Below are 15,358 nucleotides of genomic sequence, written 5' to 3' on the forward strand. Positions count from 1 at the left end.
TTATCGGTACCGATTAGTGATGTGACCATTCAATGCTGTTCAGATCCACGCCCTGTTTGAACATTTCCCACAGCGGAGAAAGGTCACGCAGGCGGCCGATGGAGTTGCGAACCAGATTAATGGCGTAGTCAATCTCTTCTTCGGTAGTGAAACGACCTAAAGAGAAACGAATTGAGCTATGTGCCAGCTCGTCGGTCATCCCCAGCGCGCGCAGCACGTAGGATGGCTCCAGGCTTGCAGAAGTACATGCAGAACCGGAGGATACAGCCAGATCTTTCAGCGCCATAATCAGCGATTCGCCTTCAACATAGTTGAAGCTAACGTTGAGAATGTTCGGTGCACCCTGCTCGAGATCGCCGTTAAGATACACTTCTTCCATATCTTTCACGCCGTCCCACAGACGGTTACGCAGACTGCGCAGGCGCGCCATCTCGGTTTCCATCTCTTCTTTGGCAATGCGGTAGGCTTCACCCATGCCGACGATCTGGTGCACAGGCAGCGTACCGGAACGCATACCGCGCTCGTGACCGCCACCATGCATCTGCGCTTCAATACGAATACGCGGTTTACGACGCACGTACAGCGCACCGATACCTTTCGGACCATAGATTTTGTGGCCGGAGAAGGACATCAGATCAACTTTCAGTTGGCTCAGATCGATAGGCAGTTTGCCCACGCTCTGGGTCGCATCAACGTGATAGATGATGCCGCGCGCACGGCACATTTCGCCGATAGTCGCGATATCCTGCACCACGCCGATTTCGTTATTCACGTGCATGATGGACACGAGGATAGTGTCGTCACGCATTGCCGCTTCAAGTTCTTTCAGGTCGATAATGCCGTTACGCTGCGGGGCGAGGTAGGTGACTTCAAACCCTTCGCGCTCCAGCTGACGACAGGTGTCCAGCACGGCTTTGTGTTCGGTTTTGCTGGTGATGATGTGCTTGCCTTTTTTCTGATAAAAGTTGGCTGCACCTTTAATCGCCAGGTTATCGGATTCAGTCGCACCGGAAGTAAAGACGATTTCACGCGGGTCAGCGCCCACGAGGTCAGCAATCTGGTTACGGGCGATATCTACCGCCTCTTCAGCCTGCCAGCCGAAACGGTGTGAACGAGACGCTGGGTTACCAAAGTTTCCGTCCAGGGTCAGACACTGCATCATTTTCTCGGCAACACGCGGGTCCACCGGCGTGGTTGCGGAGTAGTCGAGATAGATCGGTAATTTCATTGCTCTATAAACTCCGTACATCGCTTCAATGCAAGGAATCAGGCAACCGGCTGGATGTACGACCGAGTTAACGGGGTGTGTAGCACCCCGGCCTGATTCTAAAATACTTTTATTATGCGCGTAACTTAACGTCGATCGCGTCTTGTGCACGATTAGTGCGTGGAGCGTCATGCGTGTGCTGGCGACCAGACACATCCAGGACTTCCTGATTATTCACCAGTTCGCCCAACGTAATGTTGTTGAGGAAACCGGTCAGACGATCGCTCAGATCGCGCCACAGCGCGTGGGTCAGGCATTTATCGCCGCCCTGACAACCGCCCTTGCCCTGGCAACGGGTCGCATCTACAGACTCGTCCACAGCGCTGATTACTTCACCTACTGCGATGCTGCCGGCATCTTTACCCAGCAGATACCCGCCGCCTGGTCCACGTACGCTGGAAACCAGACCGTTTTTACGCAAACGGGAAAACAGCTGCTCCAGATATGACAGGGAGATTCCCTGACGTTCAGAAATATCAGCCAACGGTACCGGGCCCGTTTCGGAGTTGAGCGCAACGTCCAACATTGCGGTCACGGCATAACGCCCTTTTGATGTCAGTCTCATGTCTTACTTAGCCTCAAACTCGCCCCTGCCCGGGGTTTTTTATTGTAAAATGGGGGTATTGCATAGCAGGGGCAAGTCTGACATTCCCGACTAAATCAGTCAACTATTTACTTGACTAATTTAGTCGGGTATTTAACCTTCAGTGCCATTTTTACTTGCCGGAGGCGTTACGTTTACTTGCCTTTATTCTGTTGCTCAATTGAAGCTAAAATTCCGCGCAAAATGTTCAGCTCCTGGCTCTCAGGACGCGCACGCGTAAACAGACGGCGCAGCTTGTTCATCACCTGTCCCGGATGCCCTTCACGGATAAACCCGGTCGACAGCAGCGTTTGTTCCAAATGACCGTAAAAACGCTCTAAATCATCGACCAGCGGATACTCAGCTTCTTCGTATTCTGCGGTCTTCTCGCTTTCCTGCGTTGCCAGCCAGGCCATGCGCACTTCATAAGAGATGACCTGCACCGCCATCGCCAGGTTCAGCGAACTGTATTCCGGGTTCGCGGCAATAGCGACGTGGTAATGGCACTTCTGCAGTTCTTCATTCGTCAGGCCAACACGTTCACGACCAAACACCAGCGCTACGGGCGAATTCGTCGCTTCAGAGACGCTTTTTAAACCGCATTCACGCGGATCCAGCATCGGCCACGGTAGCGTACGGGAGCGCGCACTGGTGCCTACTACCAGGCTGCAACCTGCCAGCGCTTCATCAAGAGTATCGACGATCTGTGCGCTGCCGATTACATCACTGGCACCTGCCGCCAGAGCGATGGCCTGAGAGTCCGGTTTAACCAGTGGATTTACCAGCCACAGATTGGTTAAACCCATGGTTTTCATTGCGCGGGCTACAGAGCCCATGTTGCCAGTGTGAGAGGTTTCCACCAGCACGATTCGAATATTTTGCAGCATTGTATTTCTTCGGCTAAAGATTATTCGGGCATATTATCATAAAACGAAGACATATTCCGAACTCGCTGCTATACTCTGCGCCGTTTTCCCGTTCTTTAACATCCAGTGAGAGAGACCGATGCATCCGATGCTGACCATCGCCGTGCGCGCAGCGCGCAAGGCGGGTAATGTAATTGCCAAACACTACGAAACCCCAGACTCTGTAGAAACCAGCCAGAAAGGCAGCAATGATTTCGTGACTAACGTCGATAAAGCCGCCGAAGCGATTATTATCGAAACTATTCGCAAATCTTACCCACAGCACACCATCATCACCGAAGAAAGCGGTGAGCACGCAGGTGAAGATCAGGATGTTCAATGGGTTATCGATCCACTGGATGGTACTACCAACTTCGTAAAACGTCTGCCGCACTTCGCGGTATCTATCGCAGTACGCATTAAAGGCCGTACTGAAGTCGCCGTTGTTTACGATCCAATGCGTAACGAACTGTTCACCGCCACTCGCGGCCAGGGCGCACAGCTGAACGGCTATCGTCTGCGTGGCAGCACCGCCCGCGATCTGGACGGCACCATCATCGCCACCGGTTTCCCGTTCAAAGCGAAGCAGCACGCCGCTTCTTACATGAAAATTCTTGGCAAAATGTTTACCGAGTGCGCTGACTTCCGCCGCACAGGTTCTGCTGCGCTGGATCTGGCTTACGTTGCCGCTGCGCGCGTTGACGGTTACTTCGAAATCGGTCTGAAACCATGGGATTTCGCAGCAGGTGAGCTGATTGCGCGTGAAGCTGGCGCACTGGTTTGCGACTTCACCGGTGGTCATAACTACCTGGCAACCGGCAACATCGTTGCAGGTAACCCGCGCGTTGTTAAAGCCATGCTGGCTAACATGCGTGACGAACTGAGTGATGCGCTGAAGCGTTAATCTGCTGTGGTGCCGGATGCGACGCTTTCGCGTCTTATCCGGCCTACAAGTCATACCATTCCGCTCACTAACCTAAAATGGTCTTATCCCTCGCCCTACCGGCACCGCGCTCATCCACATCACTACCGCAGCAACAATAAGCACCGCACCACCAGCTAACGCCAGCGTCGTCCAGCCAATCTGTCGCCACAGCACCGGCGCTTTATGCCCGCTAATTTTCACCGCCAATGAGCGAAAGCTATGAACCAGCAAAGCCAGTGACGTGATCGTCAAAGAGGTTCCTGCCGCCATCGCCAACGCCGACGCCATACCCCAGCTAAAGACGCCAACCACTTTACTGAACAGCAGCACCATAATTGCGCCAGAACAGGGACGCATGCCCATAGAGAGAATAATCATCAACCGGGCGCGCCAGTCATCGCCGCTTTGCAGTTGTTCCGACTTGGGCAAATGCTGATGCCCGCAGCCGCAGCCCTCGTGATGCACATGGTGCGGCGTAAAGGCGGTGAATTTCGGGCGCATCAGCAGCTGGCGCAATTTCTTTAGTGCACGGACACACAATAAAACGCCCAACATGCCAACCAGCGCATAACTTCCTTTCTCCAGCCAGAAACTGCTCATATGCAGCTGTCGGGCAGGCAGTTGCAGCACCGTGAGCACTACAACCACCAGTCCTATTGCCACCAGCCCCTGCAATAGGGAAGACGCCAGCGTCAGCCCTATGCTCGACTTGAGCTTCGACGGATGCGTCGCAAGCCAGGTCGTGATGACGATTTTGCCGTGCCCCGGCCCCAATGCGTGCAATACCCCATATATAAAGCTAAACAACAGCAGAGATCCGCCCGCACGTGTGGGGTTCGCGGCAACCGCTTTCAGCAACCCGCTCATCTGCTGGTTAACGTCACGCTGCCAGACGACACTTTGCATCATTACCTGAGGCCAGGCCTGCCACAACCACAGCACCCCGCCTGTCGCCAGCAACAAAAAGACCGCCAGTGGCCATAGCGTGAGCCAACGGCGTCTGGCTGCGCGTTGTTGATAAACTACTGACATTGCAGCGTCACCGTCTGTGCAAACTGTTTACCCAACTCCATATCCTCCGGCGGTGCGTCTTCTTTATCCAGCGACTGCGCAAAACTCAACATGTGTTCATTCGGTGTCGGCGTATGCATTGAAATATGGCATTGCTGGCTTATGGTCTGCGAAAGCCGGGCGTCGCTGTCTTTGTCATAGCTCATATCGACGTAGTAGGTCGGATCGAAGGTTGAAATAGTATATTTTTGACCGCTCAGTGGTTGAGCTTCGGCCAGCGGCAGAACGAACGTCAGCACCGCCTGGTGTTCTTCACGCTCCATGCCATATTCCGTCGGTCTGTTTTTAAACTTTACCTTTTTCCCATCGTGCCACACTTCGGTGAAATAGTGCTGCCCGAGAACGTTGGCCATCACTTCCGCCGCCAGTTTTTTCCAAATTTCATCACCAGGTTTAGCATTCCCCGCGTCGTAAAGCAGATCCGCCGACGTGATTTCATCCATCGTCCAGCGCATTTTTAGCGCGACGAACCGATCATTTTCGCTCACAACTTCGGTTTTCAGATGAATAAAGCTGTGGGGATGCGCACCTGCGCCAAAAGACAGGACAGCGAGAAACAACGTCATAAAGATACGTTTAACGCCTTGCATGAGTTCTCCACGATAAAAATCAACACCGCCATAAATAATGATGCCGTATTTGGCGCAAGTGTGCCGAGGATATCATTGAACGAAAAAAAGTTGAGCACCCTTTTCCGGTATCGATTCAGTTCTCAATTTCGATAATTTCTTCTTCGGGAAATTCCACCCAAACATCTTTTCGGCGTCAAATCTTAAGTTAAATGATAACAAAATGTTAATTAAAAGTTTAATTTTAATGTTTTATTAACACTTGATTTGAATGTCTGAATCTAAAATCATGTAAATTTAACCAATTATTAACCACTTCATTTCCATAAATTAACAATAATGGGCATATATCACATTCTCCAAACTTATGATTCATTCCCTCTTCCATTCGTTGTTAACTTCACGCCGTGACATGTCCTGCCCCCTACGAAAGGTACAACTATGAAATTCAAACTCGCATTACTCAGTGCAACCCTGGTTTCTGCATGCATGTTGTCCGGCACGTCCTTTGCGGCGGAAAAATATGAAATTGCTGTGGTTGCCAAAGTCACTGGTATTCCCTGGTTTAACCGCATGGAAACCGGTGTTAACGAAGCAGCAAAAAAACTGGATGTGAACGCTTACCAGACCGGTCCATCTACGCCGGACCCGGCACAGCAGGTCAAAGTGATTGAGGATCTGATCGCCAAAAACGTCAACGCGATCATCGTGGTACCAAACGATGCCAAGGTTCTTGAGCCGGTACTGAAAAAAGCGCGCGATAAAGGCATTGTGGTCCTGACGCACGAATCCCCGGACGAGCAAATCGGTCAGTGGGATATCGAAACCATCGATAGTGAAAAATACGCACAAGCCAACGTCGATGAGTTAGCGAAAAATATGGGCGGCAAAGGCGGGTATGCAATCTATGTTGGTTCGCTGACGGTCCCACTGCATAACGCGTGGGCTGATTATGCAATTAAGTACCAGAAAGAAAAATATCCGGAAATGTTCGAGGTCACTTCACGCCTGCCGGTCGCGGAAAGCATTGATAAATCCTACGCCACAACGCTGGATCTGATGAAAACCTATCCGCAGATGAAGGGCATTATCGGCTTCGGCTCACTGGGTCCAATTGGTGCTGGTCAGGCTGTGCAGAAAAAACGCGCCAAAGATAAAATTGCCGTTGTCGGGATCGCCATGCCAGCGCAGGCTGCGCCTTACCTGATGCGTGGAGATATCAAAAAAGCGCTGCTGTGGGATCCAAAAGATGCGGGCTATGCGCTGGTAACGGTTGCCGATCAGCTGTTGCAGGGCAAAGAAGTCAATGCAGATCTGAGTATCGACGGTTTAGGGAAAGCCGATATCGACACGGAGAAGAAAGTGATCCGCTTTAACAAGATCCTCGAAGTCACCAAAGACAACGCACAATCACTTGGTTTCTAAGGCTTTAGCCAACACCAGGGAACCTTAACGCCGACCGTCTGGTCGGCGCTATCAACCAAACTAACACTCAGCGTCCGTCAGGGCGCTCGCAGGGGTATTGTCCATGGCAGACACCACCGCATTTATCACTCTTGAGAATATCAGCAAACAATTCCCGGGCGTGCTGGCGCTGGATAACGTGAATCTGACGCTGAGAAAAGGCGAAGTTCACTGTCTGGCGGGTCAAAACGGCTGTGGTAAAAGTACCATTATTAAAGTGATCTCCGGGGTTTATCACCCGGAAAAAGGCGCGCAGATTTTACTCGACGGAAAATTGTTCCATCACCTGACGCCGCAGCTCTCTTCCCATTATGGCATTCAGGTTATTTATCAGGATCTGTCGTTGTTCCCCAACTTTAGCGTCGCAGAAAATATCGCGGTCAACCGCTATCTGCCGGGCGGAGATATCTGGGTGCGTCGTGGTGCCATGAAACAGCAGGCGCTGGCAGCCATGAAACGTATCGGGGTGAATATCGATCCCGATAAAAAAGTAGAAAAACTCTCGATTGCCGACCGACAGTTGGTCGCTATTTGCCGGGCAATTGCCGCAGATGCGCGTCTGGTGATTATGGACGAGCCCACCGCCTCGCTAACCCGCCAGGAGGTCAATGGCCTGCTGAAGGTGGTTAACGAACTGAAAGCGGCCGGCATTTGCGTGGTGTTTGTCAGCCATCGTCTGGATGAAGTAATGGAAGTGGCAGACCGTATCAGCGTCATGCGCGACGGCAAACTGGTGGGTACATATCCTGCCAGCGAACTCGACAGTCACGAGCTGGCTTTCCTGATGACCGGACAACGCTTCCACTACAGCCCGCTGCCGGAGAAATCATTCGACGATCGAGAACCCCTGCTGGAGCTGCGCAATCTCAGCCGCAGAGGCAAATACCAGAACATTAATCTGTCGCTGCATGGCGGCGAGATTGTCTCGATTGTCGGCCTGTTGGGCGCCGGGCGTACCGAGCTTTGTTTGAGCCTGTTTGGCATGACGCACCCGGAAAGCGGCGAGATGCGTATTAACGGTCAGCCGGTCACGCTTCGTAATAACCACGACGCCATTAAGCACGGGATCGGCTACGTCTCAGAAGATCGCCTGACGCAGGGGCTGATCATGGAGCAGTCGATTTACGACAACACCATCGTCACGGTGTTTGATCAACTGCACACCGGTAGCGGCTTGCTCGATCATCGTAAAGCGCAAAAGCTGGTCGCCGATTTAATCCGCGAACTGAATATCAAAGTGTCCGATCCGCACCTGCCGGTCAAAACGCTTTCCGGCGGCAATGCCCAGCGTATCGCCATTGCCAAATGGGTGGCGACCAATCCCCGCATCCTGATCCTCGACTCGCCTACCGTCGGCGTGGATATCGCCAACAAAGAGGGCATTTACCAGATAGCCCGCGATTTGGCGGAACAAGGTATGGCGGTGCTGATGATTTGCGATGAAATTCCGGAAGCATATTACAACAGCCACCGCGTGCTGGTGATGCGTCGCGGCAGACTGGTGGCGGAATTTAATCCTCATCACTGCCGTGAAGAGGAGATTGCTGAAGTGGTCGAGGTAATCAATGAATAAGATGCATCTGTCCCGTTTAATCGGGCAACATGAATTCTGGCTGGGCCTGCTGGTCGTAGCGCTCGCGGTTGGGCTAAGTGTCAGCACCGATGAGTTCCTCTCGCTCGGCAATCTGACAGATGTGGCCACCAGCTACTCGATTCTCGGCATTCTTGCCTGCGGGTTGTTTGTGGTGCTGATTTCCGGTGGGATCGATATCTCCTTTCCGGCGATGACCGCGATTGCCCAGTATGCGATGGCCAGTTGGGTGATCGGCCACGGCGGCAACTTCGCTCTGGCGTTAACCATTGCGATTGCGGTGGGCCTGCTGCTTGGGCTGATTAATGGCTTCCTGGTCTACTGGCTGCGCGTTCCGGCAATCATCATTACCATCGCCACGCTGAACGTCTACTACGGCCTTCTGGTTTACGCCACCAAAGGCACCTGGCTGTACGGTTTCCCTGACTGGTTTATGAACGGCATTAACTGGTTCTCCTTCACCGCGGCAGATGGCTACGACTACGGCCTGACCCTGCCCCTGCTGTGCCTGGCGGCGGTGATCGTCTTTACCGCAGTGCTGATGAACTATACCCGTCTTGGCCGTCAGGTTTACGCCATGGGCGGCAACCGCGACGCGGCCTCACGCCTGGGGCTGAATCTGCTGAAACTGCATTTCTACGTCTATGGCTATATGGGCATTCTGGCAGGTGTTGCCGCCGTGGTTCAGGCGCAAATCACCCAGTCAGTTGCACCCAATTCGCTGCTCGGCTTTGAGCTGACGGTGCTGGCGGCGGTCGTGCTCGGCGGAACCAGCATGAGCGGCGGGCGCGGTACGTTGACCGGAACCCTGCTCGGCGTTGTCTTGCTCGCCTTCTTACAAAATGGTCTGACGCTACTCAGCGTCTCCTCTTACTGGCACACCGTATTCAGCGGCGCCATTATCCTGGTCAGCATCAGTGCCACGGCCTGGAACGAAAAACGCAAACTGGCAAGGGAGCTTTGAGATGAAAACAATCGCCAGATTTTTACCCGGTGATGCCATCATTCGTCTGCAATGCGTCATTATTGTGGTCGTCGCCCTGGTTTTCTCAGCCCTGCTCGGCAGCCGTTTTTTTAGCGTCGCTAACTTCCAGTCGATAGGCTCACAGTTACCGATCCTCGGCATGCTGGCCCTCGGGATGGGTATGACCATGCTGACCGGCGGCATTAACCTGTCAATTATTGCCGGGGCGAACGCCTGCTCGCTGGTAATGGCAGCGATTATCGTTACCCATCCGGATAACCCGCTGTTTCTGGTGCTGGCGCTGCTGGCAGGCGCAGCCGTGGCGGTGGCTATCGGTACGCTCAACGGCGCGCTGATTGCCTGGGTCGGCGTCTCACCGATTCTCGCCACCCTCGGCACGATGACACTTATCTCCGGGCTGAATATTCTGCTCTCCAACGGGACGGTGATTTCGGGTTTCCCGACCGCCATTCAGTACCTTGGCAACGCCACGATTGCGGGTATTCCGGTGGCGCTGTTGCTCTTTTTCCTGGTGGCAATCCTGCTATGGGTACTGCTGGAGCACACCACGCTGGGGCGCAGTCTTTATCTCGTCGGCTCCAATGAACAGGCTACCCGCTACAGTGGTGTGAATACCGTACGGGTACAAATTTCCGTGTACGTGATTTCAGCCCTGCTCGGCTGGGTCGCCGCCATTCTGATGATGGCGAAATTCAACTCGGCAAAAGCCGGATACGGTGAGTCCTACCTGCTGGTCACCATCCTTGCCTCCGTACTCGGTGGCATCAATCCGGATGGCGGCTTCGGACGCATTATCGGCCTGGTACTGGCGCTGATTGTGCTGCAAATGCTGGAAAGCGGCCTTAACTTGCTGGGGGTCAGCAGCTATCTGACGATGGCGCTGTGGGGCGCGGTGCTGATCCTCTTTATCGCATTACAGAATCGTAAAGCCTGATTTCAGGAGAAAAAATTATGGCAAGTTACTTTATTGGTGTGGATGTCGGAACCGGAAGCGCCCGTGCTGGCGTGTTTGATCTCAACGGCAGAATGGTCGGCCAGGCCAGTCGGGCCATCGAGATTTACCGTCCGCAGGCCGATTTTGTTGAGCAGTCTTCCGATAACATCTGGCAGGCAGTGTGTAACGCGGTTCGCGATGCGATTAACCAGTCGGATATCAACCCTATCCAGGTGAAAGGTCTGGGCTTTGACGCGACCTGTTCACTGGTGGTGTTGGATAAAGAAGGTAAACCGCTGACCATTAGTCCGTCCGGGCGCAGCGAACAGAATATCATTGTGTGGATGGATCACCGCGCCATTACTCAGGCTGAGCGCATTAACGCCCTGCATCATCGGGTGCTGGACTACGTTGGCGGTATTATCTCCCCGGAAATGCAAACGCCCAAACTGCTGTGGTTGAAGCAACATATGCCCAACACCTGGGCCAATGCGGGATACTACTTTGACCTGCCCGATTTCCTGACCTGGCGCGCAACGGGCGATGACACGCGCTCACTGTGCTCGACGGTGTGTAAATGGACCTATATGGGCCATGAAGACAAATGGGATGCCAGTTATTTCCGTCAGATTGGGCTGGAAGACTTGCTGGAACATGATGCCGCCAAAATTGGTCGCTACGTGAAAACTATGGGCGAACCGCTCGGTCATGGTCTTTCTGCGCGCGCCGCCAGCGAAATGGGGCTGATTCCGGGGACCGCTGTCAGCGTCTCGATCATCGATGCCCACGCCGGTACGCTCGGTACGCTCGGCGCGAGCGGTGTTTCCGGCGAGGTAGCGGATTTCGATCGCCGCGTCGCGCTGATTGGCGGCACCTCTACCGGACACATGGCGATTTCCAAAGAGCCGCGTTTTATCGGCGGTGTTTGGGGGCCTTACTACTCAGCAGTGCTGCCAGAATACTGGCTTAACGAAGGTGGACAGTCGGCAACCGGGGCGTTAATCGACCACGTTATTCAGTCGCATCCTTGTTACGAAACCTTGTTGACCCAGGCGAAATCTCAAGGGCAGACCATTTATGAAGTGTTGAATGCGCTGCTGCGTAAAATGGCCGGTGAGCCGGAAGATATCGCATTTTTAACCCGCGATATGCACATCCTGCCCTATTTCCACGGCAACCGTTCACCGCGCGCCAACCCAACGCTCACAGGCGCTATCACTGGACTGAAGCTGTCGCGCACGCCGGAAGATATGGCGTTACAGTACCTCGCGACCATTCAGGCCATTGCGCTGGGAACCCGTCATATCATTGAAACGATGAATCAAAGCGGCTACACGATCGATACCATTATGGCCAGCGGCGGCGGGACGAAAAACCCGATCTTCGTTCAGGAGCATGCCAACGCCACCGGCTGTGCGATGCTGCTGCCTGAAGAGAGCGAAGCCATGCTGCTGGGTGGCGCCATGATGGGAACTATCGCCGCGGGCGTGTTCGATACCTTCCCGGAAGCAATGTCAGCGATGAGCCGGATTGGTAAAACGGTTACCCCGCAGACTAATCGCATTAAGCAGTACTACGATCACAAATATCGGGTATTCCACGAGATGTATCAGGATCATATGAAATACCGCCAGTTGATGCAGGAGGACGCATGAGTAACTCCTGGTCTCAGGCCAGCGGCGTATTCCAGCTCTATAGCGATGCCCTGGCGGGGTTGGGGCAGCACCTGACTGAACCGCTCTGGCTGTCGCTGATGGCGGAGCTGCGCGGTTGTCAGGGCAAAATCGTCGTCACCGGCGTCGGTACCTCTGGCATTGCAGCGCGTAAAGTCGCACATATGCTTGCCTGCGTGGAACGTCCGGCGATTTACCTCAACGCGACGGACGCAGCACATGGCGATCTCGGTTTTTTACGCGCCGACGACCTGGTGATTATGCTGTCACGCGGGGGTAATTCGGACGAGCTCACCCGGCTGCTGCCCGGGTTGGCTGCGAGGAATGTGCCCATCCTGAGCGTGACTGAAAACGCCGATTCGGCCATTGCTAAAGCCTCGAGGCTAGTGATTTCCACCGGTGTACAGCGCGAGGCCGATCCGCTGAACATGTTGGCTACCACCTCTATTTTACTGGTGCTGGCTATCTTTGACGCCGCCTGTGCCTGTCTGATGAGCGAGAGCGGATACTCAAAGGAAACGCTGCTGGCGGTACATCCGGGCGGCGATGTGGGATTAACGCTGAGTCGTGAGAAGTAACGCCAGACAGCTGTTACGGAGGTAATGAATCTGTTGCCTCCGTCGTATTGCTACGTTCACTTTAGGTTTTTCACTTCTCTGAGATAGCATTTTCATACCTCCCTCCGCCAGCATTCCCCCCTCTGGCATTTTTTATATCTCAACAAAAAGATAAAACAGTGAAAAAACGGATTAACGCGCTGCGTTCCACTCCCGCTATCTGTTCCGCACGTTAAAAATTCTGTGACGCTCTCCAGCATTCCTGGTGGAAAGCATTCCATTCCTCAAATCTATGAGCAAACTTTAGCTATTCTTATCAAACATACTTACGGGAGACCCTACAGATGATGTCAACGCTTGCTCCGCCATCTGTACTTTCCGCTCCCCAGCGCCGTTGCCAGGTTCTGCTGACACTTTTCCTGCCGGGGCAAATCGCGACTACACAAACCTTCAGCAGCCTCAACGGTGTCGATGATGCCACGGTTCAGGAAGATATTATTGGCGCAGGGCTCGAAATCCAGCGCTATCACCGGCTCACGATAGCCACCGCGCAGAATGGTGGCTATGCGATCGAAGGAACCCCGCTAAATCAGCGTCTGTGTCTGTTGCAGTGGCTGCGCCGTGGCCTGCGGATTTGCCCTACTTTTATCGCTCAGCATTTCACGCCCACTTTAAAAATTGCTCTTAAACAACAAGGTATCGCACGTACTCTGTATGACGACACCAATCTGCATGCGCTCATCAATCTGTGCTCCCGGCGCTTACAGAAGCCGTTTGAGTGTCGTGACATCCAGTTCCTGCGCTTGTATTTACAATATTGTCTGCTACAGCACCACGCGGGGATCACCCCGGAGTTTAATCCACTCCAGCAACGGTGGGCGCAATCCTGCGCGGAGTATCCGCTCGCCGAGGAAATTGGCCGCCACTGGCAGCGCCACGTCATGCAAAGTGCGCCGCTGGGCGAATCGCTGTTTATGGCGTTGTTATTCTCAATGATCCGCATCCCCGACCCGATCCGCGATAATCACCAGCAGGATCGCCGCTTGCGCCTTGCTATTGCGCGGCTGGTGTTGCGTTTTCGCGAGTATGGCAACGTGCGCTTCAGCGACGAGCAAGGGCTGAATGACCAGTTGTATATCCACCTGGCCCAGGCACTGAACCGCAGCGTATTTGCCATCGGCATTGATAACACGCTACCGGAGGAGTTCAGCCGACTTTATCCCCGGCTGGTTCGAACTACCCGCGAGGCGATTCACGGCTTTGAAGCGGAATACGATGTCCAGTTTTCAGAAGAAGAGATCGGCCTGGTCGCCGTTATTTTCGGCGCCTGGCTGATGCAGGAGAAGGATTTGCACGAAAAGCAGATTATCCTGCTGACCGGTAGTAACGAACAACTTGAAGCGCATATAGAGCAACAGCTGCGCGAACTGACGCTGCTGCCGCTCAACGTAAAGCATATGCCGATGCAGGATTTTCAAAAAGAGGGAGCGCCGCGTGGCGTAACGCTGATTATTACACCGTACACCACGCCGCTACCGCTGTTTTCTCCCCCGCTGATTCATGCGGATCTGGCGCTTACGTCTCACCAGCAGCAGCAAATCCGCAAAATCCTTGAATCATAACGTCGCAGGCTGCGCCACCACTTTCGGGCGCAGAACGATAGCTGGTAGCGCCACCAGCGCCATCACCCAGAATACGCCGCTGCCCAGGTTCTGGTACAGATAGCCGGCGAAAACGGTCATGATGGCGATACTGCCGCCCATCGCCACCGCAGAATATACCGCCTGCAGACGAATCACTTCACTGCCCTGTCGCGCAGCAATGTAACGCATCGCCGCCAGGTGGCAGACGGTAAACGTTCCGCAATGCAGGATTTGCACCACAATCAGCCATGGCAGCTCTGTGCTCCAGCCCATCAGACCCCAACGCGCCACGCCGCAAACGGCGGAAAGCAGCAGAAGATCGCGAGCGCTAAAGCGGCGGAACAGCTTGTGGCTGAGCGCAAAAATAATCACTTCCGCCACCACGCCTAATGACCATAAATAGCCCACCGCCGAAGCGGAATACCCGGCAGACTGCCAGTAAATGGCGCTGAAACCGTAATAAGCTGCATGCGCGCCCTGCAGCAGACTCACGCAGGCCAGAAAGCGCCAGCTTTGGGTTATTAGCGCGCGCCAGGCGGGCCATCCTGCGCTCTCCTGCTGACGGTTTTCACCCGCTGGTTGCACGCTCGGGCGAATCATCATGCCCAGCAGCATTGAGGCGGCGCCAAGCGATAACAGGACCAGGATCACCCGATAGTCGAACAGGCTCACCAGTTTGCCGGTCAACGCAGAGCCGATCACAAAGGCCACGGATCCCCACAGTCGCACCCGACCGTAATCCATGGTTATCTGTTTTTGCCAGGTGTTGGCCAGCGCATCCGTCAGCGGTACCAGCGGTGAGAAAAACAGGTTAAAGCCGACCATCACCACCATCAGCCACGCCACGTTAGTCCCCGCCCAGAAGGCCAGCGCAAACACCAACGTCAATAAGGCCAGAATACGTAACGCTGAGATCAGCCGAGAGGGATCGCTCACACGCGGCGCAATCAGCAAGCTACCGAGAAAACGGGCAATCAGCCCCGCACCCAGCAGTAAACCGATGGTTTCCGGCGTCAGCCCTAACCCTTCGAGCCAGACGCTCCAGAAAGGCAGAAAGATACCGTAGCTAAAAAAGTAGGTGAAATAACCGAGCGCCAGCCAGCGCGTGGAATGCAAAGCCATGAATCCCTCCCGTTTGGAGGCGATAGTCTGGCGACAAACGCAGGCTGGCGCAAGAGAGCATTAACAGGC

14 protein-coding genes are annotated in these 15,358 nt (G+C 54.0%); 8 read left to right on the forward strand and 6 right to left on the reverse strand.

The window, feature by feature from the left end:
• Positions 1-13: 13 nt before the first annotated feature.
• The 3 genes from iscS to trmJ all read right to left on the reverse strand — a co-directional run bounded on the left by iscS (position 14) and on the right by trmJ (position 2,737).
• Positions 14-1,228 carry a cysteine desulfurase gene (gene iscS / locus OGV74_RS16050; RefSeq protein WP_003037677.1) on the reverse strand — a complete coding sequence of 405 codons (1,215 nt, stop codon included), beginning with the start codon at positions 1,226-1,228 and terminating at the stop codon, positions 14-16.
• A 112-nt stretch (positions 1,229-1,340) separates the two neighbouring features.
• Positions 1,341-1,832, reverse strand: coding sequence for a Fe-S cluster assembly transcriptional regulator IscR (gene iscR / locus OGV74_RS16055; protein WP_003037674.1), 492 nt, complete (start codon positions 1,830-1,832; stop codon positions 1,341-1,343).
• A gap of 173 nt (positions 1,833-2,005) precedes the next feature.
• Positions 2,006-2,737, reverse strand: a complete 732-nt coding sequence (trmJ, locus tag OGV74_RS16060) for a tRNA (cytosine(32)/uridine(32)-2'-O)-methyltransferase TrmJ (protein ID WP_003838431.1) — start codon at positions 2,735-2,737, stop codon at positions 2,006-2,008.
• A gap of 118 nt (positions 2,738-2,855) precedes the next feature.
• Between trmJ and suhB the strand changes: the two genes are divergently transcribed.
• Positions 2,856-3,659: an inositol-1-monophosphatase gene (gene suhB, locus OGV74_RS16065; protein ID WP_003037670.1), complete on the forward strand. Its 804-nt coding sequence runs from the start codon at positions 2,856-2,858 to the stop codon at positions 3,657-3,659.
• 72 nt (positions 3,660-3,731) lie between these two features.
• On the opposite strand, the gene OGV74_RS16070 is transcribed toward suhB, so the two are convergent.
• Both OGV74_RS16070 and OGV74_RS16075 read right to left on the reverse strand, forming a co-directional pair.
• Positions 3,732-4,712, reverse strand: coding sequence for a nickel/cobalt transporter (locus OGV74_RS16070; protein WP_286521092.1), 981 nt, complete (start codon positions 4,710-4,712; stop codon positions 3,732-3,734).
• Positions 4,703-5,341, reverse strand: coding sequence for a DUF1007 family protein (locus OGV74_RS16075; protein ID WP_054528651.1), 639 nt, complete (start codon positions 5,339-5,341; stop codon positions 4,703-4,705). Before OGV74_RS16075 ends, OGV74_RS16070 begins: the two co-directional genes overlap by 10 nt.
• A gap of 420 nt (positions 5,342-5,761) precedes the next feature.
• On the opposite strand from OGV74_RS16075, the gene OGV74_RS16080 reads away from it, so the two are divergent.
• The 7 genes from OGV74_RS16080 to csiE all read left to right on the forward strand — a co-directional run bounded on the left by OGV74_RS16080 (position 5,762) and on the right by csiE (position 14,146).
• Positions 5,762-6,745, forward strand: a complete 984-nt coding sequence (locus tag OGV74_RS16080; RefSeq protein ID WP_003037665.1) for an autoinducer 2 ABC transporter substrate-binding protein — start codon at positions 5,762-5,764, stop codon at positions 6,743-6,745.
• A 103-nt stretch (positions 6,746-6,848) separates the two neighbouring features.
• Positions 6,849-8,357: a sugar ABC transporter ATP-binding protein gene (locus tag OGV74_RS16085; protein ID WP_016150762.1), complete on the forward strand. Its 1,509-nt coding sequence runs from the start codon at positions 6,849-6,851 to the stop codon at positions 8,355-8,357.
• Complete coding sequence (locus OGV74_RS16090) at positions 8,350-9,339, forward strand: ABC transporter permease (RefSeq protein WP_086504418.1); 990 nt, start codon at positions 8,350-8,352, stop codon at positions 9,337-9,339. Before OGV74_RS16085 ends, OGV74_RS16090 begins: the two co-directional genes overlap by 8 nt.
• A 1-nt stretch (position 9,340) precedes the next feature.
• Entirely contained in the window at positions 9,341-10,294 is a 954-nt protein-coding gene (locus OGV74_RS16095) for an ABC transporter permease (RefSeq protein ID WP_003037658.1), read from the forward strand.
• 17 nt (positions 10,295-10,311) lie between these two features.
• On the forward strand, positions 10,312-11,949 hold the full coding sequence (locus OGV74_RS16100) for an FGGY-family carbohydrate kinase (RefSeq protein ID WP_086504419.1): 1,638 nt from the start codon (positions 10,312-10,314) through the stop codon (positions 11,947-11,949).
• Positions 11,946-12,545 carry a KpsF/GutQ family sugar-phosphate isomerase gene (locus OGV74_RS16105; RefSeq protein ID WP_048218402.1) on the forward strand — a complete coding sequence of 200 codons (600 nt, stop codon included), beginning with the start codon at positions 11,946-11,948 and terminating at the stop codon, positions 12,543-12,545. The genes OGV74_RS16100 and OGV74_RS16105 overlap by 4 nt, the downstream gene beginning before the upstream one ends.
• Positions 12,546-12,868: 323 nt before the next feature.
• The gene (csiE, locus tag OGV74_RS16110; protein WP_003037652.1) at positions 12,869-14,146 is read left to right on the forward strand and encodes a stationary phase inducible protein CsiE; all 1,278 of its coding nucleotides are present in this window, start codon (positions 12,869-12,871) and stop codon (positions 14,144-14,146) included.
• Here the strand turns inward: csiE and OGV74_RS16115 are convergent.
• Positions 14,141-15,289 (reverse strand): 3-phenylpropionate MFS transporter, encoded by a 1,149-nt coding sequence (locus OGV74_RS16115; RefSeq protein WP_003037650.1) that lies wholly within the window; start codon positions 15,287-15,289, stop codon positions 14,141-14,143. The genes csiE and OGV74_RS16115 overlap by 6 nt on opposite strands.
• Positions 15,290-15,358 lie beyond the last annotated feature (69 nt).

The sequence above is a fragment of the Citrobacter sp. Cf116 genome (assembly GCF_030336505.1).
Taxonomy (GTDB): domain Bacteria; phylum Pseudomonadota; class Gammaproteobacteria; order Enterobacterales; family Enterobacteriaceae; genus Citrobacter; species Citrobacter freundii.

Excerpts from the sequence above, each read along its gene's own strand:
- OGV74_RS16085 (WP_016150762.1), top strand. The coding sequence starts at position 6,849 with ATGGCAGACACCACCGCATTTATCACTCTTGAGAATATCAGCAAACAA.
- OGV74_RS16100 (WP_086504419.1), top strand. The coding sequence starts at position 10,312 with ATGGCAAGTTACTTTATTGGTGTGGATGTCGGAACCGGAAGCGCCCGT.
- OGV74_RS16075 (WP_054528651.1), bottom strand. The coding sequence starts at position 5,341 with ATGCAAGGCGTTAAACGTATCTTTATGACGTTGTTTCTCGCTGTCCTG.
- OGV74_RS16095 (WP_003037658.1), top strand. The coding sequence starts at position 9,341 with ATGAAAACAATCGCCAGATTTTTACCCGGTGATGCCATCATTCGTCTG.
- suhB (WP_003037670.1), top strand. The coding sequence starts at position 2,856 with ATGCATCCGATGCTGACCATCGCCGTGCGCGCAGCGCGCAAGGCGGGT.
- OGV74_RS16115 (WP_003037650.1), bottom strand. The coding sequence starts at position 15,289 with ATGGCTTTGCATTCCACGCGCTGGCTGGCGCTCGGTTATTTCACCTAC.
- OGV74_RS16105 (WP_048218402.1), top strand. The coding sequence starts at position 11,946 with ATGAGTAACTCCTGGTCTCAGGCCAGCGGCGTATTCCAGCTCTATAGC.
- iscR (WP_003037674.1), bottom strand. The coding sequence starts at position 1,832 with ATGAGACTGACATCAAAAGGGCGTTATGCCGTGACCGCAATGTTGGAC.
- OGV74_RS16090 (WP_086504418.1), top strand. The coding sequence starts at position 8,350 with ATGAATAAGATGCATCTGTCCCGTTTAATCGGGCAACATGAATTCTGG.
- OGV74_RS16070 (WP_286521092.1), bottom strand. The coding sequence starts at position 4,712 with ATGTCAGTAGTTTATCAACAACGCGCAGCCAGACGCCGTTGGCTCACG.
- OGV74_RS16080 (WP_003037665.1), top strand. The coding sequence starts at position 5,762 with ATGAAATTCAAACTCGCATTACTCAGTGCAACCCTGGTTTCTGCATGC.
- csiE (WP_003037652.1), top strand. The coding sequence starts at position 12,869 with ATGATGTCAACGCTTGCTCCGCCATCTGTACTTTCCGCTCCCCAGCGC.
- trmJ (WP_003838431.1), bottom strand. The coding sequence starts at position 2,737 with ATGCTGCAAAATATTCGAATCGTGCTGGTGGAAACCTCTCACACTGGC.
- iscS (WP_003037677.1), bottom strand. The coding sequence starts at position 1,228 with ATGAAATTACCGATCTATCTCGACTACTCCGCAACCACGCCGGTGGAC.